Source organism: Pseudomonas imperatae (genome assembly GCF_057128625.1).
This window is the reverse complement of sequence record NZ_JBSKHP010000049.1, coordinates 1-20188: the sequence shown is the minus strand read 5'-3', so window position 1 is coordinate 20188 and position 20188 is coordinate 1. Positions and strand designations below refer to the sequence as shown.

13 protein-coding genes and 1 pseudogene are annotated in these 20188 nt (G+C 66.7%); 7 read left to right on the top strand and 7 right to left on the bottom strand.

Features of this window, described 5'->3' with window-relative positions; translation table 11 throughout:
* Positions 1-166 precede the first annotated feature (166 nt).
* Genes mksF through mksB form a run of 3 tightly spaced genes read right to left on the bottom strand, consistent with a single transcriptional unit; the run spans position 167 to position 4945 of the window.
* Positions 167-3001 carry an Mks condensin complex protein MksF gene (gene mksF, locus ACWKWX_RS32125; RefSeq protein WP_416422443.1) on the bottom strand — a complete coding sequence of 945 codons (2835 nt, stop codon included), beginning with the start codon at positions 2999-3001 and terminating at the stop codon, positions 167-169.
* The gene (gene mksE / locus ACWKWX_RS32120) at positions 2998-3666 is read right to left on the bottom strand and encodes an Mks condensin complex protein MksE (RefSeq protein WP_416422444.1); all 669 of its coding nucleotides are present in this window, start codon (positions 3664-3666) and stop codon (positions 2998-3000) included. The genes mksF and mksE overlap by 4 nt, the downstream gene beginning before the upstream one ends.
* Positions 3656-4945: an Mks condensin complex protein MksB gene (mksB, locus tag ACWKWX_RS32115; protein ID WP_483829882.1), complete on the bottom strand. Its 1290-nt coding sequence runs from the start codon at positions 4943-4945 to the stop codon at positions 3656-3658. The genes mksE and mksB overlap by 11 nt, the downstream gene beginning before the upstream one ends.
* A gap of 165 nt (positions 4946-5110) precedes the next feature.
* Here mksB and ACWKWX_RS32110 point away from each other — a divergent pair, with 165 nt between their 5' ends.
* The gene (locus ACWKWX_RS32110) at positions 5111-5890 is read left to right on the top strand and encodes an energy transducer TonB (RefSeq protein WP_473005356.1); all 780 of its coding nucleotides are present in this window, start codon (positions 5111-5113) and stop codon (positions 5888-5890) included.
* A complete protein-coding gene (gene rimI / locus ACWKWX_RS32105) occupies positions 5883-6335 on the top strand; it encodes a ribosomal protein S18-alanine N-acetyltransferase (protein ID WP_027976748.1) in 453 nt (150 codons plus the stop codon). The genes ACWKWX_RS32110 and rimI overlap by 8 nt, the downstream gene beginning before the upstream one ends.
* A 4-nt stretch (positions 6336-6339) precedes the next feature.
* Here the strand turns inward: rimI and ACWKWX_RS32100 are convergent, their stop codons facing one another.
* Positions 6340-7116 (bottom strand): TatD family hydrolase, encoded by a 777-nt coding sequence (locus ACWKWX_RS32100; protein ID WP_483829881.1) that lies wholly within the window; start codon positions 7114-7116, stop codon positions 6340-6342.
* Between the two features lie 3 nt (positions 7117-7119).
* Complete coding sequence (gene cra, locus ACWKWX_RS32095) at positions 7120-8115, bottom strand: catabolite repressor/activator (RefSeq protein ID WP_416422449.1); 996 nt, start codon at positions 8113-8115, stop codon at positions 7120-7122.
* A gap of 340 nt (positions 8116-8455) precedes the next feature.
* On the opposite strand from cra, the gene ptsP reads away from it, so the two are divergent.
* From ptsP to ACWKWX_RS32070, 5 genes are all read left to right on the top strand, one after another.
* Positions 8456-11329: a phosphoenolpyruvate--protein phosphotransferase gene (gene ptsP / locus ACWKWX_RS32090; protein WP_483829880.1), complete on the top strand. Its 2874-nt coding sequence runs from the start codon at positions 8456-8458 to the stop codon at positions 11327-11329.
* Positions 11329-12270: a 1-phosphofructokinase gene (pfkB, locus tag ACWKWX_RS32085; RefSeq protein WP_416422451.1), complete on the top strand. Its 942-nt coding sequence runs from the start codon at positions 11329-11331 to the stop codon at positions 12268-12270. Before ptsP ends, pfkB begins: the two co-directional genes overlap by 1 nt.
* Before the next feature lie 11 nt (positions 12271-12281).
* Entirely contained in the window at positions 12282-14018 is a 1737-nt protein-coding gene (locus ACWKWX_RS32080; RefSeq protein ID WP_483829879.1) for a PTS fructose-like transporter subunit IIB, read from the top strand.
* 671 nt (positions 14019-14689) lie between these two features.
* The gene (locus ACWKWX_RS32075) at positions 14690-14965 is read left to right on the top strand and encodes a hypothetical protein (protein WP_416422453.1); all 276 of its coding nucleotides are present in this window, start codon (positions 14690-14692) and stop codon (positions 14963-14965) included.
* Positions 14966-15146: 181 nt separating this feature from the next.
* Complete coding sequence (locus ACWKWX_RS32070) at positions 15147-16700, top strand: alkaline phosphatase D family protein (RefSeq protein ID WP_483829878.1); 1554 nt, start codon at positions 15147-15149, stop codon at positions 16698-16700.
* 102 nt (positions 16701-16802) lie between these two features.
* Here the strand turns inward: ACWKWX_RS32070 and ACWKWX_RS32065 are convergent, their stop codons facing one another.
* Positions 16803-19175: a PepSY domain-containing protein gene (locus ACWKWX_RS32065; protein ID WP_483829877.1), complete on the bottom strand. Its 2373-nt coding sequence runs from the start codon at positions 19173-19175 to the stop codon at positions 16803-16805.
* A gap of 116 nt (positions 19176-19291) precedes the next feature.
* Positions 19292-20107, bottom strand: a pseudogene (locus ACWKWX_RS32060) (TonB-dependent receptor); the annotation flags it as partial.
* Positions 20108-20188 lie beyond the last annotated feature (81 nt).

Sequence of the window (20188 nt, the reverse complement as noted above, 5' to 3'; positions counted from 1 at the left end):
GCAGGTGGGGGTTTTGTCTTTTCGGCGCCCGAAAATCCCACGAACGCCTCTCGTAGCAGCGGCCAAAGGCCGCGTCCGCAGGCCCCACGTAAAGATCGGGCCCCCCTCAAAGGCACAAAAAAACCACCCAAGAGGGTGGTTTTTTTGTCATGCCATCAAGCTCACATCAGGCGGAAACCTCTTCAGCCTCATCATCCACGACCACCGCCTTCACCGCATCGTGACGACGGATGTACTTCCAGTCCGACTCATCGATGTAGATGCCGTTAGGCCCGCTACCGCCTTCCAGGTCGATGGCCACGTGGGCCGACACCTGCGGCTTCACGCTGGCCAGGATAGGCACGAAGCCCAGCTGCTGGCTGGTTTCCAGCAGCGCCGACTGGTTGCGTTCGTCGATGTCCGCCGCCTCGTCCAGGTAGTACGGCAGGCGAATGCGGCCAGCCAGGTCGCGGTCCATCAAGTGCAGCAACAGGTACATGTTGGTCAGCGCCTTGATGGTCATGGTGGTGCCGTTGGACGCCGCGCCGTCGATATCGGTGTGTATCACCGGCTGGCCGTGCACCTTGGTGATCTCGAAGGCCAGTTCGAACAGGTCCTTGAGGCCCAGCTGGTTGTGGTTGGCGGCCACCAGGCGGGCCAGGTATTCCTTGGCCTCTTCGTTCTTGTTGTCCTGCTCGGCGCTTTGGCTGAGGTCGAACACCGACAACGTCTCGCCTTCTTCGTACTGGCCGGCGCTGTGGATAATCTGGTCGATGTGCTTGAGCGCTTCCTTGTTGGGGGCCAACACGATGCGGAAGCTCTGCAGGTTCGACACCTGGCGCTTGTTGATCTCGCGATTGAACAGTGCCAGTTGGTGCTCGAGGCTGTCGTAGTCGCTGCGGATATTGCGCAGGGTCCGGGCAATATCAGTGACCGCCGCGCGGCGCGCCTTGGCCAGGGTCAGGGCCTCTTCGCTGCGGTGGTCGTAGGCGTTGATCAGCAGTTGCAGGCGGCGCTCCATGTCGTCTTCGCTGTCGAACTTGGCCACGCCCTTCAGGCGCACCTGCGCGTACAACGCCTCGATCTGACCGTCGACGCGCTGCAGGCTTTGCCAGCTGTCCTGATAGTCGTTGAGCAGCGGCAGCAGGTTGTCCATGGAGTCATCCACGGCTTCCATGAAGGGCGTGCCGAACGGCAGGTCGGCAGGCAGCAGCTGGCGGCGGCGCAGGGCGTCGTCCAGGGTGCGCTGCTTGGCTTCCATGTCGGCGATCTGCCGGCCCACCAGTTGCAGCTTGGCCGACAGCTGTTGGACGCGCTCGGTGAAGGCGTCGCTCGAACGCTTCAGCTCGTCCTGGGCGGCTTCCATCTGCGCCAGCTGTTCCAGCTTGTCGCCTTCCTCGGCGCCCAGGGTCTGGGCGCGGCGGAAGTCTTCCAGGGCTTTCTGGGCATCCAGCACCTGTTGGTACAGGGCCTCGGTCTGCTCCTTGCTGGCCGCGCGGTCGGAGGCCACGGCCTGCTGGGTCTTGAGCTGCTTGAGTTCTTTCTCCAGGCGCTCCTTCTGCTCGCGCAGGGCGGCGCGGTCGGCCAGCGCCTGCAGGGCAGGGGGCTCGATGTGCGACAGGTCGATGGAAATGCCCGGCACTTCGAAACGCTCGCCCTTGAAGCTGTCGAGGATGGCTTCCAGGGATTTCACCCAGGCGTCGCTGTCATCCAGGGCAATGCCCTGCTCGCCCAGCGGCAGGCTGAACAGCGCGCTGTTGAACAGCCGCATCAGGCGTTCCACGTCCTGCTGCGAGAACTCTTCACGCAGGCGGGCGTAGCTGTTGTTGTCGGCATGGTCCAGCTGCTGACGCACCGACTTCAGGCGTTTTTCCAGGTCGCGCAGGCGCTCTTCCAGGTCTTCGGCGCTGAACTGACGGGACTGCGCCAGGGCACCGGCGAGCTCGTCGTGGGCGTCCTTGGCGGCCAGCAGTTGCTGCTCCAGCACCTTTACGTCGTCCACCAGGGCAAAGCGGTGCTTGAGCACCGACAGCTCGCCCAGCCAGCGCTGCACGCCGGTGATCTCGCGCTCCAGGCGCATCAGCTCCTGGGTGCCGCCGCGCTGGTTGTTCTGCAGCGAGTCCTGTTCCTTGCGGTAGTGCTCGGCCTGGATGACCAGCTCTTCCTTGCGCGCGCCGGAGTAGTCCTGCCAGGTGCCCAGCAGCGAATCCAGCACCGGCGAGATGCGGTGCAGCTTGCCGCGCAGGATGTCGCGCTGCCGCACGCCGTTGGCCAGGGCCTCGACCAGCGGGCCGGCGGACACCAGCGAGTTGTAGTCCTGCTCCATGCGGCGTACGTCGCGGAAGGCTTCTTCGCACGCGGCGATGTAGTCCACGCTGCCCGAACGCAGGCTGTGCTCGAAGGCATCGAGGAACAGCTGCTTGAGCTTGGCCGCGGTGATCTCGCGCATGTGCAGCAGGTTGATGAACAGCGCGCGGAAGGTCTTCAGGCTCTGCTCGCTGGTGGAACGCAGCGGAATCAGGGTCAGGTCCAGCGGCACCGAGGTGTGGCCGCCCACCAGCAAGCGCCGCAGTTCGTCAGGCTTGAGCTCGTAGGCTTTCAGGCCGTTGCGCTCCAGGTTGCTGAACAGCTCTTTCTGGCGCAGGCAGGTGTCGTTCTTCTGGTAGTGGGCCAGGTCCAGCTCGCCCTTGTAGGCAAAGAACTGGTGGCCGAAGCCGCCACCCGGGCCGCGGCCGACCACGCCAATCACGTGGGGGCCGTGGGGCAGCGACACTTCGCAGAGGATGTAGCTGGTGTCACTGGCAAAGTAGAAGCGCCGCGACTGCTCCAGGCTGTACTTGCCGAAGCTCATGTCCGACATGCGCGCCAGAATCGGGAACTGCAGCGCGTTGATCGAGGCCGACTTGCCCAGGTTGTTGGCACCGTACACCGACAGCGGGTTTTCCAGCGGGAACAGGCCCAGGCTGTAGCCGGCGGTGTTCAGCAGGGCGAAGCGGCGGATGCCGTAGCGTTCCTGGCTCATGCGTCGATCTCCTGTTCTTCGGCGATGGCGCGTGCCAGCGCATCTTCTTCCGACTCTTCGTCGTCGATGACAATGATGTCGTCGTCATCCACCAGCACTGGGGTCGGCAACGGCAGGTCGCTGTGCAGGCTGGCCGCCAGGTTGCGATCCTGCTGCACCGACAGGCACACGTCGAGGAAGCGGTGCATCGGCGGCAGGAAACGGTACACGCCGTTCTCCTCGCCGGCGAAGCCCAGCTGGGTCATGCGCCGCATGATCTTCTCTTCCAGCTCTTCCGGGGTCTGCACCTCGGCCTGCAGGAACAGGTCACGGTATTTTTCCAGCAGCGAAGGCAGCTCGTCGCGGCCGATGCTGCCGCCGTCGAGCACGGCCATGGGGTCGCGCCCCTGGTCGGCCAGGTGTTCTACCAAAATGAAGGTGAACAGCGACAGGCGCTGGGCGGTCTTGTTGACCTGCGCGGCCGCCTGCTCGGGCACGAAGTAATAGAAGCCGCGGGTGTCGCACACCAGGTCGAAGCCCAGGGCGCGGAACAGGCCGCGGTACTGGTCCTGCAGGTTGGACAGCTGCGCGTACAGCTCCGGGTCCCGGCGGCTGATGTGGAAGCCCTTGTACAGCTCGCGAAAGATCGGCGCCAGCTGGGACATTTCGGACAGATCAAGATTCATGTGCAGTGCTCGCAGAGGGTTCCAGCGGGGCCGGCAACGGCGTGTCGGCGCTGGAAAGCAGGGCGAAGGAGCGCAGGCTGACGCGGTGCTCCAGGGTGTGGTATTCGCGGCGCTCCAGGCGCTCGCGGGCAAAGCGCTTGTCCCGCGACAGGCGCGAGAACCAATACAGCAGCTCGTCGGTGGCGCCCTCGGGCTCCTGCTCCAGCAGCCACACCATCAGGTCGGGCAGCGGCAGGGCGTCCTCGCAACGGTCGAGCATTTCCTTGACCGTGCGCGGCGCCTTGGGCGTCTCGCCGTCGCGCACCTTGTGCGCCTTGGGGAACTGCGCCGGCTTGGCCTCGAAGCGCGCCAGGGCGTACACGTAGGCTTCCACCTGGCTGGCACTGCCGAGGAAGGTGCTCTGCGGCCGGGTGAACATCGGCATGGCCGCCTGGGGCACGGCGTCCAGGCCCTTGCGGCGAATGGCCGACAGGGCCAGGGCCGCGCCGCGGGTCACGGCGTTGTGCCGGCGCGCTTCTTCACGCAGCGGCAGCAGCAGCTCGCGGGCGTGACGCAGGGTCAGCTGGGCGCGGGTCTGCATTTCCAGGATGCGCGCGTGGGTGCGCAGCAACATGTCGTCGTCCACCAGGTGGCCCAGGCGCTGCTGCTCGGTGAGCATGCGCAGCAGCACGTTCTCCACCTTGCGCACGCCCTGCTCGAACGCGCCGTCGGCGTTCACCAGCTGGATCATCGGCTCCACGTACTCGTCCCAGGTGGCCAGCACCTCGGCGTAGCGCTGGCGCAGCGGGATCTGCCGGTCGCTGGTCTTGGCGCGCTCGGCCACGGCCACCAGGGCCTGCTCGTCGTTGTCGAGCTTCTTCAGCACGTCGCGGATACGCATGTCCAGCAGGCGCAGCTGGCGGGCCAGGTCGTTGCCATCGCGAATGTCGAAGGCGTCCTGGATATGCCCGGCCAGACGCTCCAGGTGGCGCAGGTAGGCCTCGATCTCCAGGCACAGGCCCAGCCGGTGCTCACGGCGCAGGTAGGCGAGGAAGTCGTGGATCTGGGCATTGAGCTCGAAACGGTTCGGGCTCTTGGCCACGGGCACCAGGATGTCCAGGCGGATCCACACGTCCAGCACCGCGGTAATGTCCTGCGGCGTGGCGTCCAGTTGCTGGGCGGCGACCTGCTGGCGAAGTTCGCTCAGGCTCAGCGTGCCCTGGTCAAAATGGGCGCACAGCGGTTCCAGCAAGGCCCAGTGTTCGGCGAGTGCGCGCAAGACGCGCTTGGGTTCGATCATTGGATGGCCGACTCGTTGCCAAATAAAAGCGCCGATTGTACTGCATCAATCGCCCGATCATTGAGCCCCTGATCGACTTGCCGGCGCTTTGTGCGCATCAACTGCGGCGCGGCGCACAGAACGGCGGTAGAATTGGCGTTTAACTTATCCACAGATGGCCGCGCTTTGTTGATCGAATCCAGTCGCCGCGCTTATTTGGCCGCCATGCAAGTGGTGCAATGGCTGCCGCGCACCGAATTGCCGTTCGCCGCGCCGTCGCGCCCCGAGTTGCTGGCGCCGCCTGCGCCCCTCGAGCCGCCCGTGGTCGAGCAGCCGCCAGCCGGCGCCGCCGTGGCCCGCGCGCCGGAGCGGCCGAAAATCGAGCGCCCGAAAATAGAAGTGCCGCGGCCCACGGCCAAGGCCGTCAGCAAGCCCGTGGCCGAGCCCGAAGCCGCGCCCGTGGCGCCCAAGGTGGTGCAGGCGCCGCCGCCGCGCTTCGCCCTGCAGCTGCTGCGCGCCGGTGCCTGCCTGATCCTGGTGGAGCTGCCCACCGGCGAGCCGTTCCAGAGCCGCGACCCGGCCTACCTGCTGCTCAAGGACATGCTGCGCGCCGCCGGCCTGCCCGACGCCCCGCAGATCATCGGCGAGCCGGTGCGCTGGCCGCTGCTGGTGCGCGGCAACCTCGACCAGGGTCCGGAAGCGGCGCGCGATTTCGTCCAGGGCTTTGTCCTGGCGCGTCTGGAAGACGCCCCTTGCACCTGCCTGTGGTTGGTGGGCCTGCCGGCCGTGCGTTTCGCTGGCGAGGCCGTTGCCGAAGATTATTACCGTGAGTTGCAGGTGGAAGGGCTGGGCAGCGCCTGGTGCCTGCCGGGCCTGGAACTGTTGATGGATGAGCCGCACCGCAAGGCGGACGTCTGGAAAGCCATGCGCCAACTGATGGCGCGCTGGAAACCGAACAATGAGTGATGCCGTAACCTTCCGCCGCATGACCGAGGCGGACCTTGAAGCCGTCCTGAAAATCGAATACGCCGCCTACAGTCACCCCTGGACCCGCGGCATCTTCCTCGACGGGCTGAAGTCCTACGAGATCTGGCTGATGTTCGAGGGTGAACAGCAGGTCGGCCACGGCGTGATCAACGTGATCATCGACGAGGCGCACCTGCTCAACATCACCGTCAAGCCCGAAAGCCAGGGCCGCGGCCTGGGCCTGCGTCTGCTGGAACGGCTGATGAGCCGCGCCTACGAAATGAACGGCCGCGAGTGCTTCCTGGAAGTGCGCGACAGCAACCGTTCGGCCTACCGCCTATACGAGCGTTTCGGCTTCAACGAAATTGGCCGTCGCCGTGATTACTACCCGATTGCCGGTGGCCGCGAAGACGCGCTGGTAATGGCCTGCACCCTGTTCGAATAACGCCCTACCAGTTGAACAGCGCGCAGGCGTTGGCCGTGCTTGCCGCGCCCAGTGCCTGCAGCTCCACCCCCATCAGTTCGGCCAACGCCTGGGCAATCCGCGGCAGGTGCTCGGGGCTGTTGCGCTGGCCGGCGAACATCACCGGCGCCATGTCCGGCGCGTCGGTCTCCAGCACCACGGCTTCCAGCGGCAGGCGCGCCACGGTCTTGCGCAGCTTCACCGCCTGCGGCCAGGTGGCCGCGCCGCCCAGGCCCAGCTTGAAGCCCAGCTTCATGTATTCCCGGGCTTCTTCGTAGCTGCCGGCAAAGGCATGGATGATGCCGCCGCGTTTGAGCTTGAAGCGCTTGAGCGTGGCGATCACCGCCGCGTGGCTGCGGCGCACGTGCAGCAACACCGGCAACTCGAGCTCGGCCGCCAGGGCCAACTGGGCTTCGAACAGCACCTGCTGGCGGTCGCGGTCCAGGTCCTCAAGGAAATAGTCCAGGCCGAACTCGCCCACCGCGCACAACTGGCGGTGCCCCGCCAGGCGGGCCAGCCAGTTGTGCAACTCCTGTACATGGGCGGGTGAGTGCTCGTCCAGGTAGACGGGGTGCAGGCCCAGGGCGGCGTACAGCTGCCCGTCGCCTTGCACCAGGTCCCACACGCGCTGCCAGTTGGCCTGGTGCACGCCCAGCACCACCATGCGCTCCACGCCAAGGGCGCGGGCGTTGGCCAGCAGGGCAGGGCGATCGACGTCGAAATCCGGGAAATCCAGATGCGTGTGGGTGTCGATCAGCCCCATGGTTCAGGCCTCGAAGATGCGCTGTTTGAAGGTACGGGCGATGGCGTGCACGCCGGGCCGGTACTCATTGCGCTCCACCGCTGCCAGCGCCAGTTCCAGCGCGGTGCTGGCGATCAGGTCGTGCTGCTGGCCCATGGCGTTTATGGGCAGGGGCAGGAAGTCCAGCAACTGGGTGTCGCCGAAGGTGGCCAGGTGCAGCGACGGGAACTCGGCCTGGTGGCCTTGCAGCACGTCGAACACCCCTTGCAGCAGCACGTAGGAGGTGGTCACCAGTGCTTCGGGCAGGTGCCCCAGTTGCTCGATCAGTTGCAGCATCGACTGGCGGCCGCACTCACGGCTGAACGACTCGCCCTCGGCCACCAGCACCTTGCCCTTGAAGCCTTCCACCGCCTGGTGGAAACCGGCGGCCCGCTCGCGGCTGATGCTCAGCTCGGGGCGTGCGGCAATCAGGGCGATGTCCTTGGGCGCCGGGCGCAGGATGCTGCTGGTCAGTTGCAGGGCGGCGTTGCGGTCGTCACTGACCACCGAGCAGAACCGGGTTTCGTCCAGCACTCGGTCGATGGCCACCACCGGCATGCCTTTGTCCTGCAACTCCAGGTAGCTGGTGTCGCCGGGCGGCAAGCAACTGGCCACGAACAGCGCGTCGCAGCGGCGGGCCTTGAACAGCTGCTGCAATTGCAGCTCGCTGGCCGGCTCGTCGTCGGAGCTGGCGATCAGCAGCTGGTAGCCGTGCTCGCGCGCGCGTTTTTCCAGGCGCTTGGCAATGCGTGCGTAACTGGGGTTTTCCAGGTCGGGCAGGATAAAGCCCAGGGTGCGGGTGTGGCGGCTGCGCAGGCCGGCGGCCTGGGGGTTGGGCGTGAAGCCGTGCTCTTGCACCACCGCCTGCACGCGTTCGACCGTGGTCTTGCTGATGCGCTGCTGTTGCGCCTTGCCGTTGATCACATAGCTGGCGGTGGTCACCGACACTCCGGCGAGGCGGGCAATATCACTGAGTTTCAACCGAGTATTCCTTGTTATACGGCGCGCTAAACGCGCAGGCCTACGCATTTTTCACGATCATGAGGCGCGGTGGCAGCCGACCAATGTCGCAGCGCCACCGTCAGTTGGGCTTCAATGCCTGAAGATTATCGGGTAACGTGCCTGTCATTCTAGGTTAAACGATTCAGCTTGGACGTTTTCTGCCGAAAATTTTTCTGTCGGACCGGTCAGGTTATGGTTCGTGGAATACCAGCTGATGGGCGTCAACCAGCCAGGGGCTGACCAGGCCGTGATTTCGGCCCTATGCTGAACCCTTAAAACAAGACTTCTGCATCCGCCGGATGCCGCAAAGGAGATTGGCATGCTCGAGCTCACTATAGAGCAGATATCCATGGGCCAGACGGCGGTGGATAAACCCGCCGCCCTGCACCTGTTGGCCGACAAACTGGTGGCTGATGGCCTGGTTGCCGAGGGCTACCTGGCCGGCCTGCAAGCCCGTGAAGCTCAGGGCTCGACCTTCCTGGGGCAGGGCATCGCCATTCCCCACGGCACCCCCGACACCCGCGACCTGGTGCACGCCACCGGCGTGCGCCTGCTGCAGTTTCCCGACGGCGTGGACTGGGGCGACGGCCAGATCGTCTACCTGGCCATCGGCATCGCCGCCAAGTCCGACGAACACCTGCGCCTGCTGCAACTGCTGACCCGCGCCCTGGGCGAGACCGACCTGGGCCAGGCGCTGCGCCGCGCCAGCAGCCCCGAAGCGTTGTTGAAACTGCTGCAGGGTGCGCCGCAAGAGCTGGCGCTGGACGCGCAGATGATCAGCCTCAGCGTGGCCGCCGAAGACTTCGAAGAACTGGTGTGGCGCGGCGCCCGCCTGCTGCGCCAGGCCGACTGCGTCAGCAACGGCTTCGCCGCTATTCTGCAGCAGGTCGAGGCGCTGCCCCTGGGCGATGGCCTGTGGTGGCTGCACAGCGAACAGACGGTGAAAAAGCCCGGCCTGGCCTTCGTTACCCCGCAACAACCGCTGCGCTACCTGGGCCAGCCGCTGACCGGGCTGTTCTGCCTGGCCAGCCTGGGCGAGGCCCACCAGGCGCTGCTGGAACGCCTGTGCGCCCTGCTGATCGAAGGCCGTGGCCAGGAACTGGGCCGCGCCACCAGCACCCGCGCGGTGCTGGAAGTGCTGGGTGGCGAGCTGCCGGCCGACTGGCCCAGCGCGCGCATCGGCCTGCCCAACGCCCACGGCCTGCATGCGCGCCCGGCGAAAGAGCTGGCGCAACTGGCCAAGAGCTTTGACGGCGAGATCCGCCTGCGCGTGGTCGACAGCCACGAGCCGGCGGTGTCGGCGAAAAGCCTGAGCAAGCTGCTGAGCCTGGGCGCCCGTCGTGGCCAGGTGTTGGAGTTCATCGCCGAACCGAGCATTGCCGACGACGCCCTGCCAGCGCTGCTGGCCGCCGTGGAAGCTGGCCTGGGCGAGGAAGTCGAGCCGCTGCCGCTGGTGGTGGAAACCACGGTGGTGCAGGTCGAGGAAGTGGCGGTCATCACCCCCAAGGTGCAGGCGCCGGTGGCCGGCCAGCAGATCAACGGCATCGCCGCCGCGCCGGGCATCGCCATGGGCCCGGCCCATGTGCACGTGCTGCAGACGTTCGATTACCCGCTGCGCGGTGAATCCCATGACATTGAACACCAGCGCCTGCAAGGCGCGCTGGTGCAGGTGCGCGAAGACATCGAAGGCCTGATCCGCCGCAGCCCGGCCAAGGCCATCCGCGAGATCTTCGTCACCCACCAGGAAATGCTCGACGACCCGGCCCTGACTGACGAAGTGGCCGGCCGCCTCAAGCAGGGCGAAAGCGCCCCCGCCGCCTGGATCAGCGTGATCGAAGCCGCCGCCGTGCAGCAGGAAAGCCTGGCCGACGCGCTGCTGGCCGAGCGCGCCGCCGACCTGCGCGACATCGGCCGCCGGGTGCTGGCGCAGCTGTGTGGCGTGGCCAGCCTCGACGAACCAAGCCAACCCTACATTCTGGTGATGGATGAAGTCGGCCCCTCGGACGTGGCGCGCCTGGACCCGGCCCGCGTGGCCGGCATCCTCACCGCCCGTGGCGGCGCTACCGCCCACAGCGCCATCGTCGCCCGCGCGCTGGGCATCCCGGCCATCGTCGGTGCCGGCGACGCCGTGCTGCTGTTGACGTCCGGCTGCCCGCTGCTGCTCGACGGCCAGCGCGGCCAACTTATCGTCGACCCCAGCGACGCGGTGCGCCAACAGGCCATCGAAGAACGTGAACAGCGCGCCCGCCGCCAGGAAGCCGCCAACGCCCGCCGCCTGGAAACTGCGGTCACCCGCGACGGCCACGCCGTGGAGGTATTCGCCAACATCGGTGAAAGCGCCGGCGTGAAGGCCGCCGTGGAGCAGGGCGCCGAAGGCGTCGGCCTGCTGCGCACCGAGCTGATTTTCATGGCCCACGCCCAGGCCCCCGACGAGGCCGTGCAGGAAGCCGAATACCGCCGCGTGCTCGACGGCCTGGCCGGCCGGCCGCTGGTGGTGCGCACCCTCGACGTGGGCGGTGACAAGCCGCTGCCGTACTGGCCGATCGCCAAGGAAGAAAACCCCTTCCTCGGCGTGCGCGGCATCCGCCTGACCCTGCAACGCCCCGACGTCATGGAAAGCCAGCTACGCGCGCTGTTGCGCGCCGCCGACAACCGCCCGCTGCGCATCATGTTCCCCATGGTCGGCAGCGTCGACGAGTGGCGCCAGGCCCGCGACATGACCGAGCGCCTGCGCCTGGAAATCCCGGTGGCCGACCTGCAACTGGGCATCATGATCGAGGTGCCGTCTGCCGCCCTGCTGGCGCCGGTGCTGGCCAAGGAAGTGGACTTCTTCAGCGTCGGTACCAACGACCTGACCCAGTACACCCTGGCCATCGACCGTGGCCACCCGACCCTGTCGGCCCAGGCCGACGGCCTGCACCCGGCGGTGCTGCAACTGATCGACATCACCGTGCGGGCCGCCCACGCCCATGGCAAATGGGTGGGCATCTGCGGCGAACTGGCCGCCGACCCCGTGGCCGTGCCGCTGCTGGTGGGCCTGGGCGTGGATGAATTGAGTGTCTCGGCGCGCAGCATTGCCGAGGTGAAGGCCGGGGTCCGCGAGCTGATCCTGAGCGAAGCGAAAGGCCTGGCGCAGACCGCGCTGGGCCTGGGCAGCGCCCTGGAAGTGCGCGCCCTGGTGGAGAACGCCTGATGGCCAAGATTCTGACCCTCACCCTGAACCCGGCGCTGGACCTGACCGTGGAGCTCAACAGCCTGCTGGTGGGCGACGTCAACCGCAGCACCGCCATGCACAGCCACGCCGCCGGCAAGGGCGTCAACGTCGCCCAGGTGCTGGCCGACCTGGGCCATGAACTGACCGTGGCCGGTTTCCTCGGCCAGGACAATGCCCTGCCGTTCGAGGCGCTGTTCAAGGCCCGGGGCTTTACCGACGAGTTCATCCGCGTGCCGGGCGAGACCCGCAGCAACATCAAGCTGGCCGAAAGCGGCGGGCGCATCACCGACCTCAATGGCCCCGGCGCCTTCGTCGACGACGACGCCCAGGCCGCGCTGCTGGCGCGCCTGGTGCAAATCGCCCCTGGCCACGATGCCGTAGTGGTTGCTGGTAGCCTGCCGCGGGGCATCAGCGCCCAGTGGCTGCAGGCGTTGCTGGAAAAACTGGTGGGCATGGGCCTGAAAGTAGCCCTGGACACCAGCGGCGCCGCCCTGCGCGCCGGCCTGGCCACCCAGCCGTGGCTGATCAAACCCAACACCGACGAGCTCAGCGAAGTGTTCGGCGAGCGCATCGACACGCCGGCGCAACAGGCCGCCGTGGCCAAGCGCCTGCTGGCCCAGGGCATCGCCAACGTGGTCATCTCCCAGGGCGCCCTGGGCGTCACCTGGTTCAGCGCCCAGCCCACCCTGCAAGCGTTGCCGCCCACCGTCGACATCGCCAGCACCGTGGGCGCCGGCGATTCGCTGCTGGCCGGCATGGTGCATGGCCTGCTCAGCGGTAGCACGCCTGAGCAAGCCCTGTGCACCGCCACGGCCATCGCCGCCATGGCGGTCAGCCAGATCGGTTTCGGCATCAGTGACCACGCCCTGCTGGCGCGGCTCGAAAGCGGCGTCTGCGTACGCACGCTGACAGAACAATAAGAGGGATTGCGATGAAACTTGCCATTGTCACGGCCTGCCCCAGCGGCCGCGTCTCCAGCGTGCTCAGCGCCCGCCTGCTCGATGCCGTGGCCCAGCGCCAGGGCTGGAGCACCAGCGTCGAAGTGCACGACCCGCAACACCCGGAAAACAAACTCTCGCCGGCGGCCATCGAAGCCGCCGACTGGGTGCTGGTAGTCAACACCGGGCCCATCGACCTCAGCCGCTTCGTTGGCAAACGCCTGTTCCAGAGCACGCCGGCCGCCGCCCTGCAGGACGCCGACGGCTTCCTGCGCCAGGCCGCCGAGCAGGCCCGCGTGCATGAGGCGCAAGCGCCGGTGGCCGCGGCTGCCGTAGTCAGCGACCGCGCCCCACGGCTGGTGGCCATCACCGCCTGCCCAACCGGCGTGGCGCACACCTTCATGGCCGCCGAGGCCCTGCAGACCGCTGCCAAGCAGAAGGGCTACGACCTGCAGGTCGAGACCCAGGGCTCGGTCGGCGCGCGCAACCCGCTCAGCGCCGCCGCCATCCAGGACGCCGACGTGGTGCTGCTGGCCGCCGACATCGACGTGGCCACCGAGCGTTTCGCCGGCAAGCGCATCTACCGTTGCGGCACCGGCATCGCCCTCAAGCAGGCCGCGTCGATCCTCGACAAGGCCCTGGCCGAAGGCAAGCCCGAGTCGGCAGCGGCCGCGGGCAACGCCGCCCCGGCCAAGCAGGAAAAGACCGGCGCCTACAAGCACCTGCTCACCGGCGTGTCGTACATGCTGCCCATGGTGGTGGCGGGTGGCCTGATGATCGCCCTGTCGTTCGTGTTCGGTATCACCGCGTTCAAGGAGCCCGGCACCCTGGCCGCCGCCTTGATGCAGATCGGCGGTGACAGCGCCTTCAAGCTGATGGTGCCGCTGCTGGCGGGCTACATCGCCTATTCCATCGCCGACCGCCCGGGCCTGGCCCCCGGCATGATCGGCGGCCTGCTGGCCAGCACCCTGGGCGCAGGCTTCATCGGCGGCATCGTCGCCGGCTTCATTGCCGGCTACGCGGCCAAGGCCATCAACCGCTACGCGCGGCTGCCGGCCAGCCTGGAGGCGCTGAAACCGATCCTGATCATCCCGCTGCTGGCCAGCCTGTTCACCGGCCTGGTGATGATCTACGTGGTGGGCAAGCCGGTGGCCGGCATGCTCGAGGCGCTCACCCACTTCCTCGACAGCATGGGCACCACCAACGCCATCCTGCTGGGCGTGCTGCTGGGCGGCATGATGTGCGTCGACCTGGGCGGGCCGATCAACAAGGCCGCCTACGCCTTCTCGGTGGGCCTGCTGGCCTCGCAAAGCTACGCGCCCATGGCCGCCACCATGGCCGCCGGCATGGTGCCGCCCATCGGCCTGGGCATCGCCACCTTCCTGGCCCGGCGCAAGTTCGCCCAAAGCGAGCGCGAAGCCGGCAAGGCGGCGCTGGTGCTGGGGCTGTGCTTCATCTCCGAAGGCGCCATCCCCTTCGCCGCCAAGGACCCGCTGCGCGTCATCCCTGCCAGCATCGCCGGCGGCGCGCTCACCGGAGCGCTGTCCATGTACTTCGGCTGCAAACTCATGGCGCCCCACGGCGGCCTCTTCGTGATGCTTATCCCCAACGCCATCAACCATGCGTTGCTGTACCTGCTGGCGATATGCGCTGGCGCGGTGGTGACGGCGGTGGTGTATGCGGTGATCAAGAAGGCCGAAGTGGTGGAGCTGACGGCCGAGCCGGCGTAAAGGTAGCAGCAACCGCGTTGCCTGCATCGCGACTAAAGTCGGCTCCTACGCCGTCCGTGGTAGGAGCCGGCCTTGGCGGCGATGCAGGCGACGCGATCGCCCCCGTAGCAGCGGCCGCGAGGCCGCGTCCGAGGTCACCGCGCAATGATCGGGCACCCTGCAAACCGCGGACGCCGCCTGCGGCAGCTGCTACGTGACCACGGCTGTACTTGTTAGGTGATGGTTGCTAGAGTGCTGGCATTGGCCTTTGAGCCCTTTGCTTCACCTAGTGCGTTTAACGCCTAGAAAAAACCCGCCTTTTGGCGGGTTTTTTCGTTTAGGGCTGTCGAGCACAATTCCGTAGCAGCGGCCTAAAGGCCGCGTCTAAGGCCCCCGCGCAACGATCAGGCACCCTGTCAGACCCCACGGAACCCGGGCTGTAGGACATTTCCCAAGTTGCTTTTTGGGGGTTGTCGATGCCTCCAAACAGGGGGATATTGCCCTCCGTCATCTACACGGATGGCCGGGTTTGACAGCTCGAATCCCTATCTACTATTTCCATGCACGTAGCGGTAGCTGTGCGCGGGGCGCCCATATGGACGCGCCGGAGGGTGGTAGATACTTCGGTCTGTCAACCCGCGCACAGCCACCACCCATTTCGGGCGTGGCCCACTTTTTCAACGGAATGTCCCATGTCTGACTTTTTACCCTGCGACAGCAACTGCACCTCCAACCCCGTCCTGTTCATCGACGCCGATGCGCCCATGGCCGACCTGTTCCAGTTCGCCGATGCCCGCGTGCGCGCCGTGCGTGACATGCTCAAGAGCCTGTCGTGCATGGGCTACCGCTCCCTGGACGACGATGACCTGAGCCACTTCGCCACCGGCTGCGCGCTGCTGCTGGAAAACGGCTGCGACGCCCTGAACGTCTATGGCCAACGCCTGCAGCGTGGGCAAGCAGCGCTTTAATCACACGCCGCACTGCCCTGCATTTCCCGCTCGAACCAGCTGGCTTCACCTTCTGCAAACACATTGATGGGAAACGCCTTGCTCCCCAGGCACGGTCAGGTCGTGCCCGCAGGGTTGTCACACCCCCTTCACGCGCATGCGCTCTACTGAGCCCTTTTCCGCGAACAGGGAGCCGCGCGCCATGACCGATTTCACCTTCCCCCGCCGCCGTCTGCTGCAAGTGGCTGGCGCCGGCCTGCTGTTGCCAGGGCTGGCGCCCGCCGTGATCGCTTCGGTGAAGGACCGCCCGCAGCTCACCGACGGCGTGCAGTCCGGTGACCTGCTGGGCGACAAGGCCATGGTGTGGAGCCGCACCGACCGGCCGGCGCGCATGGTGGTGGAGTGGGACACGCGCAGCGTGTTCAGCAACCCGCGCCGCTTCGTCTCGGCGCTGGCCGACGCGCGCACCGACTTTACCGCGCGGGTAGAGCTGAGCGGGCTGCCGGTGGACCAGGCGATTTTCTACCGCGTCACCTTCGAGGACGCCCAGACCGGCGTCGCCAGCGAGCCCTGGTTCGGCCACCTGCGCAGCGCGCCCAGCCAGCGCCGCGACATCCGCTTCGTGTGGAGCGGTGACACGGTAGGGCAGGGCTTCGGCATCAACCCGGACATCGGTGGCATGCGCATCTACGAGGCCATGCGCCTGCGCCTGCCGGACTTCTTTATCCACAGCGGCGACACCATCTACGCCGACAGCCCGGTGCCGGCGCAGCTCACGGTGGAAGGCGGGCGCATCTGGCGCAACATCACCACCGAAGCCAAGAGCAAGGTGGCCGAGACCCTGGACGAATACCGCGGCAACTACCGCTACAACCTGCTGGATGAAAACCTGCGCCGCTTCAACGCCGAGGTGCCGCAGATCTGGCAGTGGGACGACCACGAGGTGATCAACAACTGGTCGCCCAGCAAGCAACTGGACGAGCGCTACCAGACCCGCGACATCAATGTGCTGGTGAGCCGCGCGCGCCAGGCATGGCTGGAGTATTCACCCATGCGCCGCCAGCAGGCCGACAACGGCGGGCGCATCTACCGCAAGCTCAGCTACGGGCCGCTGCTGGACGTGTTCGTGCTGGACATGCGCAGCTACCGCGGCGGCAACAGCGCCAACCTGCAGGAGCAGATGAGCGCCGACAGCGCCTTCATGGGCCGCGCGCAGCTGGACTGGTTGAAGCAGCAGTTGAAGGCCTCCACCGCCCAGTGGAAGGTGGTGGCGGCTGACATGCCCATCGGCCTGGGCGTGCCGGACGGCGAGGTGAGCCCGGGCGTGGAACGCTGGGAAGCCATTGCCAACAACGACCCGGGTGCGCCGAAGGGCCGCGAGCTGGAAATGGCCGAGCTGCTGGCGTTCCTGCGCGACAATAAAGTGCGCAACCATGTGTGGCTGACGGCGGACGTGCACTACTGCGCAGCCCACCACTACCACCCCGACCGCGCGGCGTTCCAGGATTTCGAACCGTTCTGGGAGTTCGTTGCCGGGCCCTTGAACGCCGGGGCGTTCGGGCCCAATGCGCTGGACAAGACCTTCGGCCCCGAGGTGGTGTTCCAGAAGGCGCCACCGGCGCAGAACAGCTCGCCGTTTGCCGGCTTCCAGTTCTTTGGCGAGGTGGGCATTGAAGGGCAGAGCGGGGAGCTGACGGTGACCTTGCGCGACCTGGATGGCGTGGCGGTATTTGCGCAGAAGCTGCAGCCTGCATAAATCTCAAACGCATCTGTGGGAGCTGGCTTGCCAGCGAGTTGTTGAGGCCCGAAAAGCTCGCTGGCAAGCCAGCTCCCACAGAAGTCAGTTGCTACGGCAGAATCAATACACGTCCCGCCGATAACGCCCCTGCTCGCTCAGTGACTCCACCGTCGCCTCGCCCAGCACCTCGCGCAGCGCGTCATCCACGCCGCCCGCCATGCCCTGCAAGCTGCCGCACACGTAGATCAACGCGCCCTCGGCCACCCACTCACGCACCTCGCAGGCTTGCTCGCGCAGGCGGTCCTGCACGTAGATTTTCCTGGCCTGGTCGCGCGAGAACGCCAGGTCCAGGCGCTGCAGGTCGCCGCTGGCCAGCCAGCCTTGCAGTTCGCCCTGGCAGAGGAAGTCATGCGCCGCGTTGCGCTCGCCGAAGATCAGCCAGTTGCGTGTACGGCCCTTGGCCACCCGCGCCTTGAGCAGGCTGCGCAGCCCCGCCAGGCCAGTGCCGTTGCCGATGAGGATGACCGGCGCGGCGTTGCGCGGGGCATGGAAGCCCGCGTTGCGGCGCAGGTGCAGGCTGATGGCCGCGCCCACCGGCGCATGCTCGGTCAGCCAGCCCGAACCCAAACCCAGGCTGCCGTCGGGGTGGCGCTCCTGGCGCACAATCAGTTCCAGGCGGCCGTCGGCGGGCAGCGAGGCAATGGAGTATTCCCGCGCCTGGGTCTGCAGCGGCACGTCGGTGCTCAGGCGCGGCATCACTTCCACCAGGTCGCCGGCTTCCCAACTGTGTGGCGCCGGCGGCGTCAGGCCCAGCAGGTACACCGGTGCGCCCTGGCTGCCCGGGTTGAGCAGCCGGCGCTCGCTCAGGGTCCACTCTTCATACAGCGGCGCCTGCCAGGCCATGATCGGCTGGGCACCGGTGAGCTGGCCCAGTTGCTCCTGCCAGTGCTGCAGCGCCTGCGCATCGCCGCTGTCCACTTCCACCGGGGCGAACGCGTGGCGTGCGCCGCTCGCGTCCAGCCATTGGTGCAGGCGTTGGCCGAAGCCGCAGAAGTGCGGGTACTGGCGGTCACCCAGGGCCAGCAGGGCGTAGTTCAATTGCGCCAGCGACCCACCCTGGCCGAGCACCTTGCGCTCGAAACCACGGGCGCTGTCCGGCGCCTCGCCGTCACCGAAAGTGCTGACCACGAACAGCGCGTTGCTGGCCTGGCGCAGGTCCTGCTCGGCCAGGCGCGCCAGCGGTTCCACGCGCACGGCAATGCCGGCCGCCTGCAGCTGGCCGGCGCTCTGCCAGGCCAGTTGCTCGGCGAAACCGCTCTGGCTGGCGTAGCCGATCAGCCAGGCGTCGCCTTGCCCGGTGCCGGCCTCCAGGCCCTGGCGTGCAGCGCGCACCTGGCGTTGCTTGCGGCGGCGGTCCAGGTACAGCAGCCAGCCGGTGACGAAGAACAGCGGCATGGTCAGCGCGGCCAGGGTGTTCAAAATCCGCCCGGCCAGGCCGAAATAGCTGCCCACGTGCAGGGCATACACGCTGTCCAGCAGTTGGCCACCCAAGGCCTTGTCGGCGAAGCGCTCGTGGCGGCGTACCTTGCCGGTCATGGGCTCGATGGTCATGCTGTTGAACGCCCGCTCATGGGGGGCGTCCTTGAGCAGGTAGAACACCGTCGCCGGCTGGCCCTGGGGCGCCAGGCGCAGGTTGTAGGCGCTCAGCTGCGGGCCGGCCTCGTTGCGAATGCTGTCCCACACCGCGTCATAGTTGATGTCCACCGGGCCGCTGGGCGGCATCGGGCGCTGCATGCGGCCGCCGCGCTGCTGGCCCTTGGGCGCGTCGCCAAGCATGGCGGTGAGGCCTTCGCGCACCCAGTCATAGGACCAGAACAGCCCGGTCACCGACAGCAGCAGGTAGAAGAACAGCACCCAGGTGCCGGCCACCGCGTGCAGGTCCCAATTGAACGCGCGGCCTTTCTTGGCCCAGTCCAGGGTCAGCCAGGCGCGCCAGTTCAACGCCTGGCGCGGCCAGCGCAGGTACAGCCCGGACAGGCAGAAAAACACCAGAATCAGCGTGCACGCCCCGGTGATGTTCTTGCCCACCTCGCCCATGGCCAGGAACCGGTGCAGTTGCAGGGTGAAGCCGAAGAAGCCTTCGCCGGTGACCTTGCCCAGCAGCTCGCCGGTGTAGGCGTTGAAGTAGCGCAGCTCGCCGCGACGCTCGCCCGGCGGCGGGCTGAAGAACACCCGCGAGGCCAGGCCGGTGTCGGTCTCCACCCACAGCGCGGCGATCGATTTACCCTGGGCCGCTGATAGCTTGGGCACCAGCACCGCAGGCGGCAGCACGCCGCTGTCCTGCACCTGCACCTTGAGGGTGGTGGGGTTCAGGGCCTGCATTATTTCGTCCTGGAAGGACACCATCGCGCCGGTCACGCCCATCAGGGCCAGGATCAGGCCTGCCGTGATGCCGAAAAACCAGTGCACTTGAAACAGTGTTTTCTTCAACACCTTAATTCACCTTGCCAGATCAGGCGTGCAGTATGCCGCATCAGTTGCGAACACGTCTCAAACACGCAAAAGCCCCGCTCAACCAGTGAGCGGGGCTTGCGGGCACTTCCGGGTTATCAGAAGTGGAAGTTGGTGCTGAACAACACGGTGCGGCCGGCTGCCTGGTTGGCGAAGTGCGCGGCGTAGGCCTTGTCGTAGTAGACCTTGTCGGTCAGGTTCTGCACGTTGAGCTGGAAGTCGACGTTCTTGCTCAGCTTGTACGCAGCCATGGCGTCGTAGCGGGTGTAGGACGGTACGTACACGGTGTTGGCCGTGTCACCCCACACTTCGCCCACGTAGAAGGCACCGCCACCGATGGTCAGCTTCGGCGCCACCTGGTAAGTGGTCCACAGGCTGGCGCTGTGTTTCGGCGTGTTCGGCAGTTCCTTGCCATCGGTGGCGGCGCCACCGGTGACCGCGCCGTTACGGCCCGACAAGCCACCGCTGAGGATCTCGCTGTCCAGGTAGCTGTAGCCGGCGAACACCTGCCATTTTTCGGTGATCTTGCCGGTGGCCGACAGCTCGAAGCCGTCGACGCGGGTCTTGCCGGCGTTCTCGTAGGTGTTGGTGGCGGTCAGTACCCGGGTGTTTTCCTTCTCGGTGCGGAAGATGTCAGCGGTCAGCGACACGCGGTCCTGGAACACGTCCCACTTGGTGCCGATCTCGTAGTTCTTGGTGGTTTCGGGCTCCAGGTCGCTCTGCAGCACACTACCGTTGGCGGTCAGCGGGTTGCCGTCGATGCCTTCGTTGAGCATGGCGCCCGGCGGGGTGGCCGAGGTGGCGAACGAGGCGTAGATGCTGCCGTTGTCGGTCGGCTTGAACACCAGGCCAGCCTGCCAGTTCCAGAAGTTGGAATTGTTGGTGGTCTTGCCGGTGGCGGCGGCGTCCGCGGTGGTACCAGAGTGTGTAAAAACGCCCGGACAAACCCTTGCTATGATTTCTGAGAATTTCATCGCAAGGGTCGCCTATGAAAC